The organism is Halarchaeum nitratireducens (genome assembly GCF_014647155.1).
In the GTDB taxonomy this organism is placed as follows: domain Archaea; phylum Halobacteriota; class Halobacteria; order Halobacteriales; family Halobacteriaceae; genus Halarchaeum; species Halarchaeum nitratireducens.
Genome location: NZ_BMOQ01000004.1, coordinates 93,281 through 112,389, shown reverse-complemented (window position 1 = coordinate 112,389; position 19,109 = coordinate 93,281). Strand labels below are relative to the sequence as shown.

Here is a 19,109-nt window from a genome sequence, read left to right as displayed (position 1 = left end):
CCACGGAAACCGTCCTCACCCCCTACGGGGGGTTCGTCGGTCCACGCTCGCTTCGCTCGCGTGCTGAACCGCGACCGTCACTCTCGGCCCGTGCGGGCCTTGCGTGACTCAGCGAGAACGCGGTTCTCGCCTCACGCCGGGTTCTATCGAACCACTCGGGTCGCGGACGGTTGAGCTTCGGTCTCTCGCCGCCTTTTCGCAGGATCTGCTCCCCAGCGCCGCCTACGCTCGACCGTCGAGACCGACGCCGGCCGCGATGCGCGCGTGGGAGTCGAGCGCCGTCTCGTGGTCGGGAACGACGTGCTGGATCATCACTTCCTCGACGCCGACGCGATCCGCGAGCTGGTCGAGGAGGCCCGCGAGCGTGTCGGGGCTCCCGGAGATCGCGCGGGGCCACTCGTCGGGGTCGAGGGTCTCGGGCGTCGGCTCGGGAACGCCGCCGAGCTCGTCGATGGCCTCCTCGACGTCGGGCGTCGTCCCGGCCTCGCCGCGGGCGAGGCGCTGGAAGGAGGCTTCCGCGACCGCGCGGCGCCGTGCGGCCGCCTCGTCCGTCTCACCGGCGACGGCGTTCACGGCGACCATCCCCTCGGGCTCGTCGGGGCCGCCCGGGAGCGCGCCGGCATCGAAGTGCTCGCGGTACGTCTCGAAGGAGGCGAACGGCGTTCGCGGGACGGATGAACGCCGCGAAGCAGTAGCGCAGGCCGATCTCGCCCGCGATGGCGGCGCTCGACGGATCGGAACCGAGCACCCACGGGACGGGCGCGGCGGCGTCGGAACGCGGGAGCTCGATGTCCGCGTACGGGTGGCCGGAGGGATAGCCGTCGTAGAGGTGGCTCACGACGGCTTCGATCTTCTCGCGGTGATCCTCGTCGGGGTTCTGCACGCGGCGCTTCGTCCCGAGCGCGCGATCGACCGCGGGGGAGTTGCTCGCGCGCCCGAGCCCGGCGTCGATCCGCCCGGGGGCGAGCGCGTCGAGCGCGCCGAAGGTCTCCGCGGCCTTGAGCGGGCTGTAGTGGTTGAGCAACATCGCGCCGGTACCGAGGCGGATCTCCTCGGTCGCGCCCGCGAGGCGACCCAGCAGGACTTCGGGTGTCGTGCCGGCGAGCCGGTCGGCCATGCCGTGATGTTCGGCCGTCCAGACGCGCTCGTAGCCGAGACGCTCGGCCTGCCGGGCCGTCTCGACGGTGTTGGCGTACGCGTCCGTCGCCGTGCCCCCGTCGGGGACGGGCGAGAGGTCGACGATGGAGAGCTCCATGCCGTCGTTCGGGGACCGCGTCCGATAACGGTTCGGCTCGCCGCCGGCGTCGCCGGTGTCGGCGGTCGCGCGAGCGGGTGGGAGGGAAAGACAGGTGGTGCTGGCGGTCGGACGACTGTGCGGATGCTACTCACAGGAACCGTCGTGGCGGACGCCGAGACGGTCGTCGACGACGGCGGCGTCGTAGTCGAGGGAGACCGGATCACCGCGGTCGGGGAACGGGCCGACCTCGCGGAGGCCTACCCTGACCACGAGCACCGCGAGTTCGGTATCGTCGCGCCCGGCCTCGTCGGCGGGCACGTCCATTCCGTCCAGAGTTTGGGTCGCGGGATCGCGGACGACACCGAACTGCTCGACTGGCTCTTCGAGTCCGTCCTCCCGATGGAGGCGGCTCTCGACGCGGACGGTATGGCGGTCGCCGCCCAGTTGGGCTATCTCGAGTGTCTGGAGAGCGGGACGACGACCGTGATCGATCACCTTTCGGTCAACCACGCCGAGCGGGCCATCGCGGCCGCGGGCGAGACGGGGATCCGCGCGCGCCTCGGGAAGGTGTTGATGGATCAGCGCTCGCCCGCGGCCTTGGAGGAGGACGCGACGGCCGCACTCGCCGAGTCCGAGCGCCTCATCGAGCGCTATCACGGCGCGTACGACGACCGGATCCGTTACGCGGTGACGCCACGTTTCGCCGTCTCCTGCACGGAAGAATGTCTTCGCGGCGCACGCCACCTCGCTGATCGCCACGACGGCGTCCGCATCCACACGCACGCGAGCGAGAACCGCGGCGAGATCGAGACGGTCGAGGAGGACACCGGGATGCGCAACCTCCACTGGCTCGACGAGGTCGGACTGACGGGCGAGGACGTCGTGCTCGCGCACTGCGTCTGGACGGACGAGTCGGAGCGCGAACTCCTCGCGGAGACGGGGACGCACGTCACGCACTGTCCGTCCTCGAACATGAAGCTCGCCTCCGGGATCGCGCCGATCCGCGACTACGTGGATCGGGGGATCAACGTCGCGCTCGGCAACGACGGGCCGCCCTGTAACAATACGCTCGACGCCTTCACGGAGATGCGACAGGCGAGTCTGCTCGGGAAGGTCGACGACCTCGATCCGACCGCGCTCCCCGCAACGACGGTGTTCGAGATGGCGACGCGCAACGGCGCGCGTGCCGCGGGCTTCGAGAAGGTGGGAAAACTCCGGGAGGGATGGAAGGCGGACGTCGTCGGCATCGACACGGATCTAACGCGCGCGACGCCGATCCACGACGTGTGCTCGCACCTCGTCTACGCCGCGCACGGCGACGACGTCGCCTTCACGATGGTCGACGGGCGCGTGCGCTACGATCGGGGCGACTTCCCGCACGTCGATGCCGACGCGGTCCGGGAGCGGGCGCGCGAGCACGCCGCGGCGATCGACGGCGCGCCGAGTCAGGCTTGAGACGTTCCCTGCGAGGCGTGGCACCGACGCTGCGCGAACGCTGGGTCAAAGAAGTGAGTGCGAGTGGCGTGCGGCACGTTTCGAGGACGTTCCCGATGGCCTCCGCGGAGTCTACTGCTTGTACTCCTTGCGGTAGCCGCGGAACTCGGTGCGGTGGGCCTCCTCGTCCGCGAGAATGGTGGTCGCGAGATCCTCGGTGACCGGGTCGTCCGCGTCGCCGGCGGCGTGCACGAGGTCCCGGTACGTATCGATGGCGTCGTTCTCGGCGTCCAGAACGCCCTCAATGACGGAGACGACGTCCGTCGTGTCTTCGGGTGGCTGGAGGGTGTCCTGCGTCGCCTCGAACACTCCAGAGCCGGGCGGTGACTCGTCGAGTTGTTTCAGGCGGTTGCCGAGCTCCTCCGCGTGCCCGAGCTCCTCCTGGATGTCCGCCTGCAGGGACTCCTTGATCTCCTCGGCACGGACGCCGTCAAGGACGATGGAGTTCGTCATGTAGTTCATGACCGTCTCGATCTCGTCCTGATACGCCTTTTTCAGCAGTCGGATGACTTCGTCTTCTGCCATGGGTGTTGCTTCACCCGGCACCTACCTATAAGTACGGGCCGCCGCCGAACGAGGCCACGAACTGGAACGCTCGCGGCGTCGAGCAGTTGCTCAGCGCAGCTCGTCCATGTGATCGACGCGCTGGCGCACGAGGGCCGCTTTGCCGACGTCGTGGCGGACGCGGAATCCCGCGCCGAGGCCGGAGAGCGCGGCGGCGGCCTGCGACTCGGCGGCCTCGATCGTGTCGCCGCGACCGACGACGGCGAAGGAGCGCGACGTCGTCGTGTAGATGCCGTCCGCGCGGGCGTCGACGCTCGCGTAGAAGAGCAGAGCGTCGCCGACGCTCGACTCGTCGAGCGTCACCTCGGCGCCCGCTTCGGGGTCCGTGGGGTACCCTTCGGGGACGGCGTACTTACAGACGGTCGCCTCGCCCGTGAAGTCGAGCGTCGGGAGCGCGTCGCCGTCGCGGCCCGCCGTGAGGACGTCGATGAACGGCGTTTCGAGCACGGCGAGGGTGTTCATCGCCTCGGGGTCGCCGAAGCGCGCGTTGAACTCGACGACCCGCGGTCCCTCGGCGGTGAGCATGAACTGCCCGTAGAGGACGCCTCGATAGTCGTCGAGCGCCGCGACGACGGCCTCGATGATCGCCACGGCGTCGTCGTAGTCCTCTTCGGTCATGAACGGGAGCGTCGCGCCGACGCCGCTGTAACTCCCCATCCCCCCAGTGTTGGGCCCCTCGTCGCCCTCGTAGGCGCGCTTGTGGTCCTGCACGGCGAGCGTCGGGCGCACCTCGCCGTCGGCGACGAACGCCTGCACGGTGAACTCCTCGCCGACGAGGCGCTCCTCGATCACCCACTCGTCGTGGCCGCTCTCGCGGACGTAGTCGGCGGCTTCCGCGTGCGTCACCTGATCGCCCGTGACGCGCACGCCCTTCCCGCCGGTGAGGCCCGCGGGCTTGACCGCCGCGTCCTCGCCCTCGTCCGCCAACGCCTCGACATAGTCCGCGGCCGCGCCGGCGTCGTCGAACGTCTCGAACCACGGCGTCCCGGGGACGTCGTTCTCGGCCATGAACTCGCGCTGGAACTGCTTGTCCGTCTCGATGCGCGCGTCGGCCTGCGTCGGGCCGAAGGCGTAGACGCCGGCGTCTTCGAGGGCGTCCACGACGCCGGCCGCGAGCGGTCCCTCCGGGCCGACGACGGCGAGGTCGGCGTCGATCGCCGTCGCGTAGTCGACGACGGCGTCGGGGTCGCTCTCGTCCACCGTCTCGACCGACTCGGCGAGCGAGGCGATACCCGGGTTCCGGTTCGACGCGCAGGCGTAGAGGTCACAGTCGTCGGCGAGCGCGCGCGCGATGGCGTGTTCGCGGCCGCCGCCACCGATCAGCAGGACGGTCTCGGACATGGGCGAATCGAGAAAGCACAGGGGTGTAAACGTTGCTCTTACAGACGGCAGAAGTGTACACGGACGTGGGTACGAGCGGCCGCCGACGCACGATCCTTTACCCGCTTCCGGCCCAACCACCGCCCATGAACGATCCGACGGACCAGAATCGCCTCGACGCGGAGGCGAGTCCGTATCTCCAGCAACACGCGGACAACCCCGTCAACTGGCAGCCGTGGGACGACCCGGCCTTCTCGGCCGCCGAGGAGCGCGACGTGCCGGTCTTCCTCTCCATCGGCTACTCGGCCTGTCACTGGTGTCACGTGATGGCCGAGGAGTCCTTCGAGGACGAGACCGTCGCCGCGTATCTCAACGAGCACTTCGTCCCCGTCAAGGTCGACCGGGAGGAGCGCCCGGACGTCGACGACCTCTACATGACCGTGGCGCAGTTGGCGACGGGCGGCGGCGGGTGGCCGCTCTCCGTCTGGCTCACCCCCGACAAGCGACCGTTTTACGTCGGGACGTACTTCCCGCGCGAGTCGAGCGGGGATCAGCCGGGGTTCCTCGACGTGCTCCGATCCCTCCACGAGCGCTGGGAGACAGATCGCGAGGCGATCGAATCGCGCGCCGACCAGTGGGCGAGCGCACTGGAGGGCGAGGTCGAGGCCGTCCCGGACGCGGACGCGGACGCGGACGCGGAACCGCCGGGGAGCGACGCCCTCGACGCCGCCGCGAGCGCCGCCGTCGAGCGCGCCGACCGCGAACACGGCGGATGGGGCGGCGGCCAGAAGTTCCCCCAGCCCGGTCGCCTCCACGTCCTCCTGCGCGCCGCCGCGCGGGGCGACGACGAGGCCGAGGCGGTCGCCACGGAGACGCTGGACGCGATGGCGAACGGCGGCCTCTACGACCAGCTCGGCGGGGGGTTCCACCGCTACTGCGTCGACCGCGACTGGACGGTGCCGCACTTCGAGAAGATGCTCTACGACAACGCCGAGCTCCCGCGGGCGTACCTCGCCGCGTACCAGCACACCGGCGCGGAGCGCTACCGGACGGTCGCGGCGGGCGCGCTCGACTTCGTCGCCGACGAGCTCTCCCACCCCGACGGGGGCTTCTACAGCACGCTCGACGCCCGGAGCGGGGGCGAGGAGGGGGCCTTCTACGTCTGGACGCTCGACGAGGTGAGCGACGCGGTCGACGACCCGACGGACGCCACCGTCTTCGGCGCGTACTACGGCGTGACGCAGTCGGGGAACTTCGAGGGGGCGAGCGTCTTCACCCGCCGGCGCGACCTCGCGGACATCGCCGACGAGCTCGGGATGGACGAGGGCGAGGCGCGCGAGCGCCTCGACCGCGCGCACGCGCAGGTCTACGCGGCGCGCACCGAGCGGACGCGGCCGGCGCGCGACGAGAAGGTGATCGGCGCGTGGAACGGGCTGGCGATCCGCGCGTTCGCGGAGGCGGGGATCGTCCTCGACGCGGATTACGCGGCGCGCGCCGCCGACGCCCTCGACTTCGTCCGCGAACACCTCTGGGACGCGGAGAGAGGACGGCTCGCGCGACGCTACGCGGACGGCGACGCGAAGGGCGACGGCTACCTCGAAGACTACGCCTTCCTGGCGGCGGGCGCGCTGACGACCTACGAGGCGACGGGCGACGTCGCGCACCTCGCGTTCGCGTGCGATCTCGCGGACGCGCTCGTGGCCGAGCACTGGGACGAGAGCGAGGGGACGCTCTACTTCACGCCGGCGAGCGGCGAGGAACTCCTCGCGCGCCCGCAGGAGCTCGCGGACAGGTCGACGCCGTCGCCGACCGGCGTCGCCGTCTCCGTGCTCGACGCGCTCGCGGCGTTCCGACCCGAGGGCGGGTATCGGGACGTCGCGGACGCCGTGCTCGCCACGCACGCCGAGACGATCGAGACGCGAGCGCTCACGCATCCGTCGCTCGCGCTCGCCGCCGACACGCGCGAACGCGGCCACCTCGAAGTGACCGTCGCGGCCGACGAGATACCCGACGCGTGGCGCGAGGCGGTCGCCGCGCGCTACCTCCCCGACCGCCTGCTCTCGCGGCGTCCGCCGACGGCCGACGGCCTCGACGGCTGGCTCGACCGGCTGGGCCTCGACGAGGCGCCGCCGATCTGGACGGGGCGCGGGCGGCGACCCGCGGACGCCGCTGAACGTTCGAGCGGAGAGCAACGCGACCCGCGAACCGACGACGGCCCGACCGCGTACGTCTGCCGGCGCGCGTGCTCGCCGCCGGTCACGGACACCGACGCGCTCACCGAGTGGCTAGAAGAGTACCGCTAGCTCAGGCGGACGCCTCGAGTTCGTCGAGGCGCTCGGCGAGCCAGACCGCGATCGGTCGGTCCTCCTCCTCGACGAAGCGCGCGAGCTCCGTCCCCTCCGCGTCTTCGACGACGACGGTCGGGATGAGTTCGATGCCGTACTCCTCGACGCCGGGGCCCTGCTTCTCGCCGTCGACGCGCTCGACGGGGTAGTGCTCGACGTCCTCGACGCCCGCGGCCTCCAGGGCGGCCGCGAAGTCGGGGAGTTGCCCGCGGCAGTCGCCACACCAGTCGCCGCCCCACACCTTCACGGTCACGTCGTCGCTGAGGCGTCGCCACGTCTCGACGGTGTCTTCGTACGCGTTGGCGTCCCACGCCGGGTTGGGGTTCATCGTCTCGAGTCGGTGGTCGGACATACGCGCCCGTAGACGCTCGACGGGCTTAACGCCCCCGCCCCGGGGGACGCTCGCCGAGTCGGCGGCCGCGAGCGCCATCGGTTTAACCCCCTCACGCGTACCACGGCGTGATGATCGACAGCATCCTCGACGCCATCGGGACGCCGCTCCTCCGCGTCCCGTCGCCCGAGGGCGCGACAATCGCCGCGAAGGTCGAGTCGTTCAACCCCGGTGGCTCCGCGAAGGACCGCCCGGCCCGCGAGATGGTGTTGGCCGCCGAGGAGTCCGGCGACCTCTCCCCGGGCGATCGCATCGTCGAGGCGACGAGCGGGAACACCGGCATCGGCCTCGCCGTCGTCTCCGCCGCGCGCGGCTACGACCTCACCATCGTCATGCCCGCCGACATGTCACAGGAGCGCCGGAACCTCCTGCGGGCCTACGGCGCCGACCTCGAGCTCGTCGAGGGGTCGATGACGGACGCGAACGAGCGCGCCGCCGAGATCGCCGCCGAGACCGACGCCTACCCCATCCGGCAGTTCGAGAACGACGCGAACCCGCGCGCGCACTACCGCACGACCGCCGAGGAGATCCTCGAACAGGTCGAGGGACGCGACATCGACGCCTTCGTCGCCGCCGTCGGTACTGGTGGTACGATCACCGGCACGAGCCACCGCCTCCGAGAGGAGTTCCCCGACATGGAGGTCGTCGCCGTCGAACCGGAGGGGAACGCCGTCCTCTCCGGCGAGGAGCCCGGCGAGGACGCCTTCCAGGGGATGGGTCCGGGATTCGTCTCCGACATCCTCGACGTCGAGGTCATTGACACCATCGAGACCGTCGACATCGACGACGCCGAGGCCGAGTGTCGCAGTCTCGCGCGCGAGCAGGGCGTCCTCGTCGGCCAGTCCTCCGGCGCCGTCTCGCTCGTCGCCCAGCGCGTCGCCGAGCGCTACGCCTACGAGGCCGACGACGACGAAGAGCCCCTCATCGTGACGATGTTCTGGGACAGCGGGGAGCGCTACCTGACGGCGGGCGTCTTCGACTGACCCGTTCGCCGTGCGACGGCGTCGCCGTCTCGCACGCAAAACCCCGGGGTCGCGTGCGCACCGACCCCGTCACCTGCGGACCGGCTCAAGTCGCGCTTTGAGTCTGCGAAAGTTATTCCACCCGCCTCACACGAGAATGCGTATGCGCCGACACGTCATCGTGCTCGCCGCCCTTCTCCCGCTGGTACTGCTCGCTGGCTGCTCGGCTGCCGGAAGCATCTCGATGGACCCGGTCTCGAACGCCGAGCTCGTCGATCACGCGAGTCGAGACGCGCCCACCGACGAGGCCGAACCGGACCCCGAAGCTCGGATGATTCGCGACGCCATCCGGAACGGCTCCGCGACCATCGAGGACCGACACGAACCCGTCGAGGCGGGCTTGCCGTTCGCGTACCGGGGGTCGTACTACGACCTCTCGTGGACGATCGTCGGGGAGCGCGAGGCGACCGGCGTCGACATCGAAGTCGACTACAACGCCTCGAACGTCTCCGCGAACCGGATAGCGTACGACGACCTCCCCGAATCCGATCAGCGCGCCCTCGACATGCTCTTCCCGCCGGGCGACAACCGACGCACGGAGGGCTACGACCTCGGGACCGACGGGACGTACACCGACGCCGAAGCCAACCGCTCCGTCCTCGTCCCCACGCAGGAGTACGACGCCGTCGTCTACGAGGGCGACGCGTATCCGATTCGCGTCAGTAACACCCACGACGTCACGTTCAACACGTATCGCTACACGTCGACGGTCGTCGCTGACGACGCCGACGCCTACGCCCGGCAGTTGAAGGACGAGCACCTGTTCACGCTCGACGGACTCAACGAGAGCGAACGCGCCGTCGTCTCCGAGGCCATCAACGGGAGCTACTACGCCGAGGACACCGACGACACGGCCTTCCGCGGCGTCCTCGAACGCTTCCGGGCGCACGACGACGACGCCGTACAGCGCGAGGAGACGCGCGGCTCGTGGATCGTCCGCTACGACGACACCGTCTACTGGGCGGATCTCAGCTACGTGCAGTTCGACGACGAGCACTGACGGACGACGCGACGCAACGCGCCCCGAGACGCGCGCGGTTCAGAAGAACTCCTCTTTGGTGACGCGCACCACGACGGTGTCGTCGTACTCGGGGCGCTCGTACGTCCCTTCCTGGGCGTCGCCCCGGAGGACCATCGTGGGATCGACGAGACGCCCGTCCGCGACGCCGTAGACCGTGAGTCGGTTCACGCGCTCCTCGGGGTCGCCGCCGCCGTCGCGGAGTTTGCGGGCGAGGGGGCGAGAGAGCCACTCCGTCTCGCTGACGCTCGGATCGCGGACGAACGCGTCGGCGGCGACGCGCGCGAGGTACCAGTCGAGATCGTTGAGGAGCGACACCGCCGTCCCCAAGCTGATCGTCTCGACGACGAGCGCGTTCTCCCACAGGAACGTCGGGTCGTAGGTGGCGAGCGCGCGGTAGGCCGTCTCGTAGGCGTAGAGGTCGTCGGGGAGCGTGACGTCGTCCTTCCCGACGATGCAGACCTCAGTCACGGGAGACACCCGGATTCGGCCGCCCGGCCACTTTGTTCGGTCCGTCGGGAGCCACGCAGGACGCGGTCACGGCGACACCTCCGGTTCCGGGTCCGGTTCGACGGCGATCGGATCGACCGGGACGACGTCGCGCGCGTCGGCGGCGGCCTCGGCGAGGTCGAGGAGGTCGTCCGGCTCGGCGGCGACGACCCGCTCGGCGCTCGCGGCGGTCGCGGGCTGGGCAGGGGCGAGGCGGTCGCAGCCGACGTTCATCGTGGCGTCGCGGTACGTCCCGAGGTCGCGGGCCCGTGCGACGACATCCTGTTTGTCCCACGAGAGCAGCGGCCGATGGACCGGGAGGTCGCTCGCGCCCGCGACGGCGGCCATGTTCGCGGTGGTCTGACTCGACTTCTGGCCGACGGCTTCGCCGGTGACGATGCCGACCGCGCCGACGTCGCGGGCGACGCGCTCGGCGACGCGGTACATGAAACGCCGGAAGGAGAGCATCCGGGTGTTGCCGACCTCGGCGTCGAGTCGCTCGACGGCCTCGCCGGCGGGGACGCGCCGGACGTCGAGGTCGCGTCCGGGCGCCCACTTGGCGAGGTGCCGGACGGTCTCGACGGCCCGGGCCTCGTGGTCGGCGCCGCCGTACGGTCCGAGATCGAGGTAGACGGGCACGACGGGCGCGCCGCGCTTCATCGCCAGCCACGCGGCGACGGGCGAGTCGATACCACCGGAAACGAGCGCGACGAGCGGCTCCTGCGTCCCGAGCGGCATCCCGCCCGGGCCGTCGCGTTCTTCGAGGAAGACGAACGCCCGCGCGTCCCGACACTCCACGCCGAAGGTGCGGTCGGGATCGTCGAGGTCCACCGCGGGGTCGAAGTCGTCCTCGACGGCCTCCCAGACGGCCTGTCCGCCCTCGCGGCCGATGTCGTGGCTCCCGAAGTCGTGTTCGCCGGCGCGGCGCGCGTCGACGCCGAACGTCCCGCCGTGGTAGCGCTCGCGCGCGGTCGCCGCCAGCGCGTCCGTGATCGCGTCGAGGGAGGCGTCGACGATCCGCGCGGGGCTGGCCGACACGACGCCGAAGGTGTCCGTTGCGGCGGCGGTCGCCGCCTCGACGTCCGCGGTGTGGATCACGAGCCGACCGTACTCGCGGGCGACGCGGCCGTCGATCGCGCGCGCGTCGAGGTGCGCCCGGAGGTCCTCGACGAGGCGCTCCTCCATGCGCGTCTGGACGGAGCGGCTCTTGATGCCGACGTCGCCGTGGCGGACGAGCACGGCGTCGGCGTCCGGCGGATGCATACTGCGCGAAACGAGCGCGCGGAGTAAAGAAACGTCGCTTCCCGGTCCCCTCACTGATCGGGGACGAGGCACTCACACCGGCCATCGCCGTCCCGCGACGAGTGCGGCGAGAGCGTACTGGGCGAGCGGTGTGATGACGACCGCGACGATGGCGGCATATCGGCGTGAGAGGAATGGGAGCGTCGCTTCGTACACGACGAGGATGATCGCCGTCGTGACGACGGCCATCAGGACCGTCCACCCGATCCGGAATCCGCGGCCCCGTGTACTCGGCCAATACTCCTCGTAGATCCGTGGGACGAACGTCCCAATAGCGAGAACACACCCGAACAGCACGATAAACGGCACGCCGAGCGAGAAGAGGACGGCGAACGCGACGACGGCAAGTACCACAGCAACACCGCTGACGAGCAGATTCTCCGTGAGGTCTGCCCGTAACTTCTGTCGTAGCGGTATACTATCCGACAGACGGTACCCAACACGACGAGTTACCTAAAACGCGATCCACGTGACCGGTCAGTGACCGATTCCCGGTCGGTACGCGCACGGATGGACCGGTACTCCTACGACGACAAGCGATGAACCGTGCCCGGGGCTAGCGTCCGCGCGACGAGCGGTCCGGTAGGACCCGGTAGTCGCGCGGTTCACTCGCGACTCAGTCGCGAGGCGCAAGTGACCCCGTAGGGGTCACGCCGCGCTTTCAGTGGAGGTTTTGCGAGCGCAGAGCGCGCTGGAGGCGCGTTCAAGCGCTGCAAAAAGTCCGTTAGAACGTGGTGAGCTCGCCGTCGATGACGCGCTGGGTGATGGAGGTGACGTCGGCGAGTTCGGCGTCGACGATCTCGCGGACGTCGGCCTCGATGTCGGCGATGGCGACGCCCTCGTCGGTGACGACGTGGACGTCGGCGACGTGGGGTTGGTCGATCGGGCGGCCGATCTGGCTGAGGAGTCGGACTCGAAGATCCCGGATGCCCTCGACGTCGTCGACGACGCTCTCCGCGATCTGGGTGGAGAGGAGGTTGTAGATCTTCCCGATGTGGTTGACCGGGTTCTTACCCGACGTGGCCTCCATGCTCATCGAGCGGTTCGGGGTGATGAGGCCGTTCGCGCGGTTGCCCCGCCCCACCGATCCGTCGTCGCCCTGTTCGGCGCTGGTGCCGGTGACGGTGAGGTAAACGGAGCCCTCCTCGTAGTCGTCGGCGGTGTTGACGTGGACGGTGACGTCGCGGTCTGTGTGGTCGTCGGCGAGGGCCGCGACGGTCTCGCGGACGCCCTCGATCTCGGCCTCGTAGGCGTCGATGTCGGGGACGTGGCGGTCGACGAGCGCGACGGCGACGGTGAGGTCGATGTGGTCGCCCTCGCGTTTGCCCATGACCTTCACGTCCTGTCCGATCGCGGGGTGCTCAGCGTGATAGGGGCCGTTGAGGTGGCGTTCGGTTTCGAAGACGAGCTTCTCCGTCTCGGTGAGGGGCGCGTGGCCGACGCCGAAGGAGGTGTCGTTCGCCTCGGGGACGTGGCGTTCGTCCTCGCCGAAGACCTCCTGGAGGTCGCCGGAACCCTCGCCGAGGCGGACGTCGACGACGATGTCGGTTTCGAGGTCGAGAGCGGGGAGCGTCTCGCGGAGGTAGTCGCGGGCGGCCTCGAGGGCGATGGCGTCGACGGGGATGTGGTGTTCCGTGCCCGTCTCGTCGACGTAGTGTTTCGTGGCGCGTCCGACGACGAGGAGGTAGACGGGCTCGATGACCTCGCCGCCGCCGAAGGCGGGCGCGGCGGTGCCGGCGACGAGTTGCGTCTCGTCGGTGTTGTAGTGGAGGACCTTCCCGACGCGATCGAGGTAGGCCTGCGCGAGGGCCTCGGAGACGTGTTCGGCGACGCCGTCGCAGATGGAGTCGGGGTGGCCGACCCCCTTTCGCTCGACGATCTCGACGGTCTCGTCCTCGACGGCCCCGCGGTCAATCGGCTGGACGCGGATGTTCCGCTCGGTCATTGGCCACGTTTGGCCGTCGGCGGTTCTATAACTTGCGGAAACGAAAGCGTCGTCGAATATGCTCTGCGGTTATGGGATCGTCGCGCGGACTACTCCAAGAGGAGGCCGAGGTAGGAGGCCCGGATCTGGTCGCTCGGGTCGAGACCGAGGCGACGCAGGACGTCGAACGCGCCCTCGCGGGCGGCCTCGACGTCCTCGCTCTCGCGTTCGACCTCGACGAACTGTCCGAGGCCGCTCACGTCGTCGAGGACGACGGTGTAGCCGTCGTAGGCGTAGTAGGTCCGGGTCTTCTCGACCGTCGCGGCGGGCGTGAAACCGACGCCCTCGAAGATCGCGCCGGCGTCCGCACCGTCCTCGACGCCGGTCTCGACTTCCTCGCGGGCCTTCGACTCGCTGTCGACCTTCGGTCCCTTGTAGGTGATCCGGGCGCGCTCGCCCTCGTCGTCCGTCACGCGTCTGACACGGAGGGCCTCGTCCGTCTCCGCGAAGTCGCGGTGCGGCGCGTCGTAATAGGTGTCGACCTGTTCGACCGTCTCCCCGCGCTCCGCGCCCGCCGACTCCAGGGCGTCGCGGACGTCGCCGTGGTCCGCGGGCACCTTCACCTCGACTTCGTACATGGGCGAGGCGTCGGTGGGCGCGGTGAAAAGGCGTCCGAAACGGCTCGGCGCGCCGGCGGGACGCCGGTGGGACGGGCGACTATTGAGGGATCCGTACCCCTCTTAGCAGGCTTCTTATCCGGTGACGGTCCACTCACAGGTGGGATGTCAGCAGACTCCGCCGCCGGCGACGCGCCGCGTCCGACCGTCCCCGCTCCCGAGTACGCGCTCGAATCGGTCGTCGTCCGACAGGAGCGCGGTCCGGATCGCTGTACGTGTTACCCTGACGACGCCGACGAGGCGACTCGGCTGACGACGTGGCTCTCCGTGAACGCGAGCGTGGTCCGCGACCTCGAAAGCATGCGCTGACCGGTTCGGCTCGCGCGGTAGAAACGTGATTCTTAAGGGTCGAACGGGTGTCCGTGTGCGTATGAGCGACCAGCAAGAGGCCGAGGCAGCCGACGACACAGACGCCGAGGAGTCCGAGGGGCTTCAGGCGGGCGACTTCATCGAACTCGCGTACACCGCACGCACCGTCGAGGACGGCGACCTCGTCGACACGACCGATCAGGAGGTCGCCGAGGAGGAGGGCGTCGACACCGACGAGCAGGAGTTCGCTCCGCGTACGATCGTGCTCGGCGAGGGCCACATCTTCGAGCCGGTCGAGGACGACATCATCGGCAAGGAGGTCGGCGACACCGGGACCGTCGTCGTCCCCGCGGCCGACGCCTTCGGCGAGTACGACGAGAGCGAGGTCCGCACCGTGAGCGCCGAGAAGATCCCGGAGGACGACCGCTACCCCGGCGCGCACGTCGACATCGAGGGCCAGCACGGCCACGTCGAGACGATCATCGGCGGACGCGCGCGCGTCGACTTCAACCACATGCTCGCCGGTCAGGACATCGAGTACCAGTACGAGGTCATCGGCGAGGTCACGGACCGCGTCGAGAAGGCCCAGGGCCTCCTCAGCATGTACTTCGACGTCGACCTCGACATGCACATCGAGACGGACGAGGTCGAGGAGGAGGTCGAAGTCGAGAGCGAGGACGAGGACGCCGAGCCCGAGTTCGAGACGGAGACCGTCGAGAAGGAGACGCTGTACATCGAGCAGAGCCCGCAGCTCCAGTTCAATCAGCAGTGGATGATGGGCAAACAGCAGATCCTCCAGCAGGTCATGGACCAGATCGACGTCGATCGGGTCATCGTCCAGGAGGTCATCGACGGCGCCGGCATGGGCGGCATGATGGGCGGTATGGGCGGTATGATGGGCGGCATGGGCGGCGGCGAGGAGGACCTCGGCGACATCGAGGACGCCCTCGAGGACGCGGACGTCGACGCGGACGAAATCGTCGACGAGCTCGACGAGGAATAACGTCGTTCTAGGGGAACGACGGACTACCGAGCGGGGAGGCACGACCCGTGAGGAGTCCCGTCGTTGCGCGGAGACGGCGGAGTAACGGGCGCTGACGGCGATCGTACGCCGGCCCCCCAGCGTGCCCTTCTATCGACGCGGACGAGCGGCGAGCGACGCGTCAGGCGATGTCGCGCGAGGTGTCGATCCCGACGCGGTCGCCGAGGTTGAGCTTGATCGTCTCGTCGAGTGCGTTCCCGCCGCGGAACTTCAGGACCGAGAGTGAGTTCTCGACGTCTCCGCCGGAGATCTCGGTGCGCAGGCGGAAGGTGACGTCCGCGATGTGGATCGTCGTGTCGCGGAGTTCGGGGACGTAGCCCCCGCGGAGGCCGTGGAGGACGGCGACGCTCCCCGTGTTGTGCATGTGGTTCTGGAGCTCGGAGAGGAAGGTCTCGTAGCGGGCGCGATCGCTCCGTTCGAGGGCGTCGACGGGATCGACGATGAGCGTCTCGCTCTCGCCAACGTTCCGGAAGAGCCGGCGCCCGTCGTCGAGCGGGGAGTCGCTCGCCAGGTAGCGGACGTCGGGGGTCTCCGGTGGGACGGCGGCGTCCTCGAAGGCGTCGACGACGGCGTCCTCGGTCCGGTCGGCGGTCAGGTAGAGGGTGTCGCGGGCGGCGGCGAACTCGTGGAGTAACAGCTCCCCTTGACTCGCCGGCGGCGACTCGTAGACGACGAGGCTCCCGGCCGGGAGCCCACCGCCGAGCTTCCGGTCGAGCACGTCGATTCCCGTGGGGAGCCGATCCGCCATGCTACTCAAATAGGGGCGATCGTATTGTTAAGCGTTCGGACCGATAACCCCCGCGACGCGGCCGTGAGCGACTGCCACGGCCACGTCGGTGAGCGGGTCACGGGCGGCGGGTACGGGCGCGGTGAGCGCCTCGACGACGCGCTCGATCCCGGTCACGTCGCCCGCGGTTGCGACGACGACGCACGCGACGACGGGCGTGCCGAGCGCCCGAGCGAGCGCGGCGCTCTTCAGCCCGTCTCGGACGGCGTCCCGGTCGGGGGTCGCGACCACGACGGCGGCGTCGGCGGCGGCGAGGGCCGCGCCGACGTCCGCGCCCGCGCCGGCGGCGGCGGTGTCGAGGATCACCGGCCGATCGGCCGGGAGCGCGTCGAGGTACGTTTCGGGGTCGGCATCGCCCCCGGCGAGCACGTCGACGCCGGGCGGGGCCGCCGCGGGTTCGGCGGCCGCATCGATGGGGACGCCGGCGGCGATGTCGGCGACGCCGCGCTCACCCGCGGTCCCCGCGTAGAGGTGGCAGTTCGGCATCCCGCGGTCGGCGTCGACGGCGAGCGGTCGACGGCGGCGGCGCACGTAGGCGTCCGCGAGGCAGAGCGCCGTCGTGGTCTTTCCGACGCCGCCCTTCCCGCCCGCGATGGCAAGCATGCCCACGGGTGGCGCCCCCATCCGATACAAAGGTTCGGGAGCTTCAAGGCGTCCCCGCGCGGGTGTAGTGACGATGCGCCACGACCACCTGCTGACCGCGAAACAGCTCTCGCGGGCGGACATCGAGGCGGTCTTAGCGCGCGCGCGGGAGTTCGCGGACGATCCCGCCGCGCACGCGGACCGGCACCCCGGCGCGCTGCTCGCGCTCTGCTTTTTCGAGCCGAGCACGCGGACGAAGATGAGCTTCGAGACCGCGGCGAAGCGCCTCGGCGGCGACGTCATCGACATGGGGGCGGTCGAGGACTCGTCGGTGAAGAAGGGCGAGTCGCTCGCGGACACCGCCCGCGTCGTCGAGGGGTACGCGGACGGGATCGTTCTCCGACACCCGAGTCAGGGCGCGGCGCGGATGGCGAGCGAGTTCGTCGACGTTCCGCTCGTGAACGCGGGCGACGGCGCGGGCCACCACCCGAGTCAGACGCTCCTCGATCTCTACACGATCGATGAGAACGCGGGTCTCGACGATCTCACGATCGGAGTCATGGGCGATCTGAAGTACGGGCGAACGGTCCACTCGCTCGCGCACGCGCTGACGAACTTCGACGTCCGTCAGCACTTCATCAGCCCGGAGAGCCTCCGGCTGCCGCGATCCGTCCGCTACGACCTCCACGAGGCCGGGGCGAACGTCCGCGAGCACGACGACCTCGACGCCGTCCTCCCCGAGCTCGACGTGCTCTACGTGACGCGGATCCAGCGCGAGCGCTTCCCGGACGAGGAGGAGTACGAGAAGGTGGCGGGCGAATACCGGATCGACGCGGAGACGCTCGGGGCCGCGTCGGACGACCTTGCCGTGATGCATCCGCTCCCGCGGATCGACGAGATCGACCCGGAGATCGACGCGTCGCCGAACGCGACCTACTTCGAGCAAGCGCACAACGGCGTCCCGGTGCGGATGGCGCTGCTCGATCTCCTGCTCCGAGAGGGGGGTGACGCGGAATGACGGGGACGGACACCGAACTCCGCATCTCGAAGATCCGCGACGGGACCGTCATCGACCACGTGCCGGCCGGCGAGGCCCTCCACGTTCTCGCCATCCTCGGTATCGATGGGAGCGGTGGCGAGGGCGTCAGCCTCGGGATGAACGTGCCGAGCGAGACGATGGGACACAAGGACATCGTGAAAGTCGAGGGCCGCGAGATGAGCCAGGCCGAACTCGACGTCCTCTCGCTCATCGCGCCCGACGCGACGGTCAACATCGTCCGGGAGTACGAGGTCGCGGAGAAGACCGAGATCGAACCCCCCGAGCAGGTCGCCGGGCTCCTCAGCTGTCCGAACCGCCACTGCATCACGAACGCCGGCGAGCCGGTCGAGACCCGTTTCGACGTCCTCGACGAGGGGGTCCGCTGTGCGTACTGCGAGACGATCGTCCGCGAGGAGATCACCGACCACCTCGCCGTCTGAGACGCCAGACCGGCGTCCCGAAAAGGTATAGTGGCCCGACGTGTAGCGAGTGGATATGCGCACGTCCATCAAGCTCGCCCTGGCACTGGTCCTGATCGTCCTCGTCTACAAGCTCGTCGCGGGTGGCGCACCCGAGGACGACATCGACCGTATCGACTGATCGGCGCCCGATCGGTACGCTCCTCGGCGGAACGAACGCTTTAGGCGGCCGGGTCCCCGATCCGTGTACATGTACGGTATCGTCACGCGGAACGCCGAGGAGATCGAGTGGTCGGAGTTCGACGTCGGATTCTACGAGGTCAAACGCGTCACCGGCCAGCACGGCGAACCCGTCGAGGGCGCCGTCAACCTCGTCTCCTGTTTCGCCGATACGGCGAGCGCCGCGACCGAGGACGACGCCGTCGCCGTCGATTCGTCGGGGCGGCCCGCGACGACGGACCACCCGGACCTCGATTCGGGGCACGTCTGCCCGAGCGACGAGGGGTACCGAAACGGACTCTACGAGGTGATCGAGGCGTGCACGCGCGCGAGCGGCGACGTCCGTCTCGACGAGGTCGGCTTTCCCGGCCCCGGTTTCTGTCACTGCGAGCGCTGCGAGGGGGCGTTCGCGGAGAGCGAGTACGACGAGTGGGCGGCGTGGCGTGCGTCGGTGCTCACGTCGTTCGTCGCGGGGGCGGCCGAGCGCGTCCCCGGCGATCTCTACCTCACGCTCCACCCCGACCCGTATCCGGGGCACCTGTTCGCGCGCTCGGGGATCGACCTCGAAGCGCTCGCCGCGCACGTCGACGAGTTCGTCGTCCCGCTCTACGACACGGCGTACGGGACGACGTACTGGCTGGAGAGCCTCGCCTCCGGCTTCGCGGACCGATTGACGGACCTCGACGCTCGCCTCGGCGTCGAGCTCTACGCGGTCGACCCCGACGTGGACGCGCTCGCGGCCGCGGCCGAGACGGTCGAAGCGCAGGCCGACGGCGTCTACTTCGGCTACCACTCGGGGAACGCCCGGGCGGTGTTGCGACGCTGGGACGCCGAGGCGCGAGACGGCGTCGAGTGGGGGTAGCGTGACAGCCTCGCGGGCGAGAGCGTCGAACCCGGGGCGACGCGACCAGCGAGTGCCGCGGACATCG

General features: G+C 69.9%; 19 protein-coding genes and 1 pseudogene. 9 read left to right on the top strand and 11 right to left on the bottom strand.

All coding sequences use genetic code 11. The annotated features are described in order from the left end of the window. Positions 1-222: 222 nt before the first annotated feature. A pseudogene (locus IEX91_RS07480) lies at positions 223-1,255 on the bottom strand (MsnO8 family LLM class oxidoreductase). A gap of 123 nt (positions 1,256-1,378) precedes the next feature. On the opposite strand from IEX91_RS07480, the gene IEX91_RS07475 reads away from it, so the two are divergent. After that, positions 1,379-2,692 carry a 5'-deoxyadenosine deaminase gene (locus tag IEX91_RS07475; RefSeq protein WP_188878086.1) on the top strand — a complete coding sequence of 438 codons (1,314 nt, stop codon included), beginning with the start codon at positions 1,379-1,381 and terminating at the stop codon, positions 2,690-2,692. Positions 2,693-2,803: 111 nt separating this feature from the next. Here IEX91_RS07475 and IEX91_RS07470 read toward each other — a convergent pair whose 3' ends face one another. Both IEX91_RS07470 and purD read right to left on the bottom strand, forming a co-directional pair. Beyond that, a complete protein-coding gene (locus tag IEX91_RS07470; protein WP_188878085.1) occupies positions 2,804-3,256 on the bottom strand; it encodes a ferritin-like domain-containing protein in 453 nt (150 codons plus the stop codon). Positions 3,257-3,346: 90 nt separating this feature from the next. Then, entirely contained in the window at positions 3,347-4,636 is a 1,290-nt protein-coding gene (gene purD / locus IEX91_RS07465) for a phosphoribosylamine--glycine ligase (protein ID WP_188878084.1), read from the bottom strand. A gap of 125 nt (positions 4,637-4,761) precedes the next feature. On the opposite strand from purD, the gene IEX91_RS07460 reads away from it, so the two are divergent. After that, a complete protein-coding gene (locus tag IEX91_RS07460; protein WP_188878083.1) occupies positions 4,762-6,918 on the top strand; it encodes a thioredoxin domain-containing protein in 2,157 nt (718 codons plus the stop codon). 1 nt (position 6,919) lies between these two features. Here the strand turns inward: IEX91_RS07460 and IEX91_RS07455 are convergent, their stop codons facing one another. After that, positions 6,920-7,312, bottom strand: coding sequence for a TlpA family protein disulfide reductase (locus IEX91_RS07455; RefSeq protein ID WP_188878082.1), 393 nt, complete (start codon positions 7,310-7,312; stop codon positions 6,920-6,922). Between the two features lie 110 nt (positions 7,313-7,422). Here IEX91_RS07455 and IEX91_RS07450 point away from each other — a divergent pair, with 110 nt between their 5' ends. Then, positions 7,423-8,334 (top strand): PLP-dependent cysteine synthase family protein, encoded by a 912-nt coding sequence (locus IEX91_RS07450; protein WP_188878080.1) that lies wholly within the window; start codon positions 7,423-7,425, stop codon positions 8,332-8,334. Between the two features lie 142 nt (positions 8,335-8,476). After that, on the top strand, positions 8,477-9,373 hold the full coding sequence (locus IEX91_RS07445) for a hypothetical protein (RefSeq protein ID WP_188878079.1): 897 nt from the start codon (positions 8,477-8,479) through the stop codon (positions 9,371-9,373). Positions 9,374-9,412: 39 nt separating this feature from the next. Here the strand turns inward: IEX91_RS07445 and IEX91_RS07440 are convergent, their stop codons facing one another. The 5 genes from IEX91_RS07440 to cyaB form a co-directional block, all read right to left on the bottom strand. Next, a complete protein-coding gene (locus tag IEX91_RS07440; protein ID WP_188878078.1) occupies positions 9,413-9,862 on the bottom strand; it encodes a DUF5804 family protein in 450 nt (149 codons plus the stop codon). A gap of 66 nt (positions 9,863-9,928) precedes the next feature. Next, positions 9,929-11,143, bottom strand: coding sequence for a tRNA sulfurtransferase (locus IEX91_RS07435; RefSeq protein WP_188878077.1), 1,215 nt, complete (start codon positions 11,141-11,143; stop codon positions 9,929-9,931). Between the two features lie 72 nt (positions 11,144-11,215). Beyond that, the gene (locus IEX91_RS07430) at positions 11,216-11,536 is read right to left on the bottom strand and encodes a hypothetical protein (protein WP_188878076.1); all 321 of its coding nucleotides are present in this window, start codon (positions 11,534-11,536) and stop codon (positions 11,216-11,218) included. A gap of 370 nt (positions 11,537-11,906) precedes the next feature. Beyond that, entirely contained in the window at positions 11,907-13,127 is a 1,221-nt protein-coding gene (locus tag IEX91_RS07425; protein ID WP_188878075.1) for a methionine adenosyltransferase, read from the bottom strand. A gap of 89 nt (positions 13,128-13,216) precedes the next feature. Further along, a complete protein-coding gene (cyaB, locus tag IEX91_RS07420) occupies positions 13,217-13,744 on the bottom strand; it encodes a class IV adenylate cyclase (RefSeq protein ID WP_188878074.1) in 528 nt (175 codons plus the stop codon). Positions 13,745-13,888: 144 nt separating this feature from the next. Here cyaB and IEX91_RS07415 point away from each other — a divergent pair, with 144 nt between their 5' ends. Together IEX91_RS07415 and IEX91_RS07410 are read left to right on the top strand one after the other, a co-directional pair. Further along, a complete protein-coding gene (locus IEX91_RS07415) occupies positions 13,889-14,092 on the top strand; it encodes a DUF7511 domain-containing protein (RefSeq protein ID WP_188878073.1) in 204 nt (67 codons plus the stop codon). A 61-nt stretch (positions 14,093-14,153) separates the two neighbouring features. Continuing rightward, positions 14,154-15,095, top strand: coding sequence for an FKBP-type peptidyl-prolyl cis-trans isomerase (locus tag IEX91_RS07410; protein ID WP_188878071.1), 942 nt, complete (start codon positions 14,154-14,156; stop codon positions 15,093-15,095). Positions 15,096-15,255: 160 nt separating this feature from the next. On the opposite strand, the gene IEX91_RS07405 is transcribed toward IEX91_RS07410, so the two are convergent. Beyond that, on the bottom strand, positions 15,256-15,882 hold the full coding sequence (locus IEX91_RS07405; protein WP_188878070.1) for an RAD55 family ATPase: 627 nt from the start codon (positions 15,880-15,882) through the stop codon (positions 15,256-15,258). Positions 15,883-15,909: 27 nt separating this feature from the next. Next, the gene (locus IEX91_RS07400; RefSeq protein ID WP_188878068.1) at positions 15,910-16,524 is read right to left on the bottom strand and encodes a nucleotide-binding protein; all 615 of its coding nucleotides are present in this window, start codon (positions 16,522-16,524) and stop codon (positions 15,910-15,912) included. Positions 16,525-16,597: 73 nt separating this feature from the next. On the opposite strand from IEX91_RS07400, the gene pyrB reads away from it, so the two are divergent. The 3 genes from pyrB (at position 16,598) to IEX91_RS07385 (ending at position 19,042) form a co-directional block, all read left to right on the top strand. Next, entirely contained in the window at positions 16,598-17,521 is a 924-nt protein-coding gene (gene pyrB, locus IEX91_RS07395; protein ID WP_188878067.1) for an aspartate carbamoyltransferase, read from the top strand. Beyond that, positions 17,518-17,982: an aspartate carbamoyltransferase regulatory subunit gene (pyrI, locus tag IEX91_RS07390; protein ID WP_188878065.1), complete on the top strand. Its 465-nt coding sequence runs from the start codon at positions 17,518-17,520 to the stop codon at positions 17,980-17,982. Before pyrB ends, pyrI begins: the two co-directional genes overlap by 4 nt. 229 nt (positions 17,983-18,211) lie before the next feature. Then, on the top strand, positions 18,212-19,042 hold the full coding sequence (locus IEX91_RS07385; RefSeq protein ID WP_188878063.1) for a hypothetical protein: 831 nt from the start codon (positions 18,212-18,214) through the stop codon (positions 19,040-19,042). The last annotated feature ends 67 nt before the right edge of the window (positions 19,043-19,109 follow it).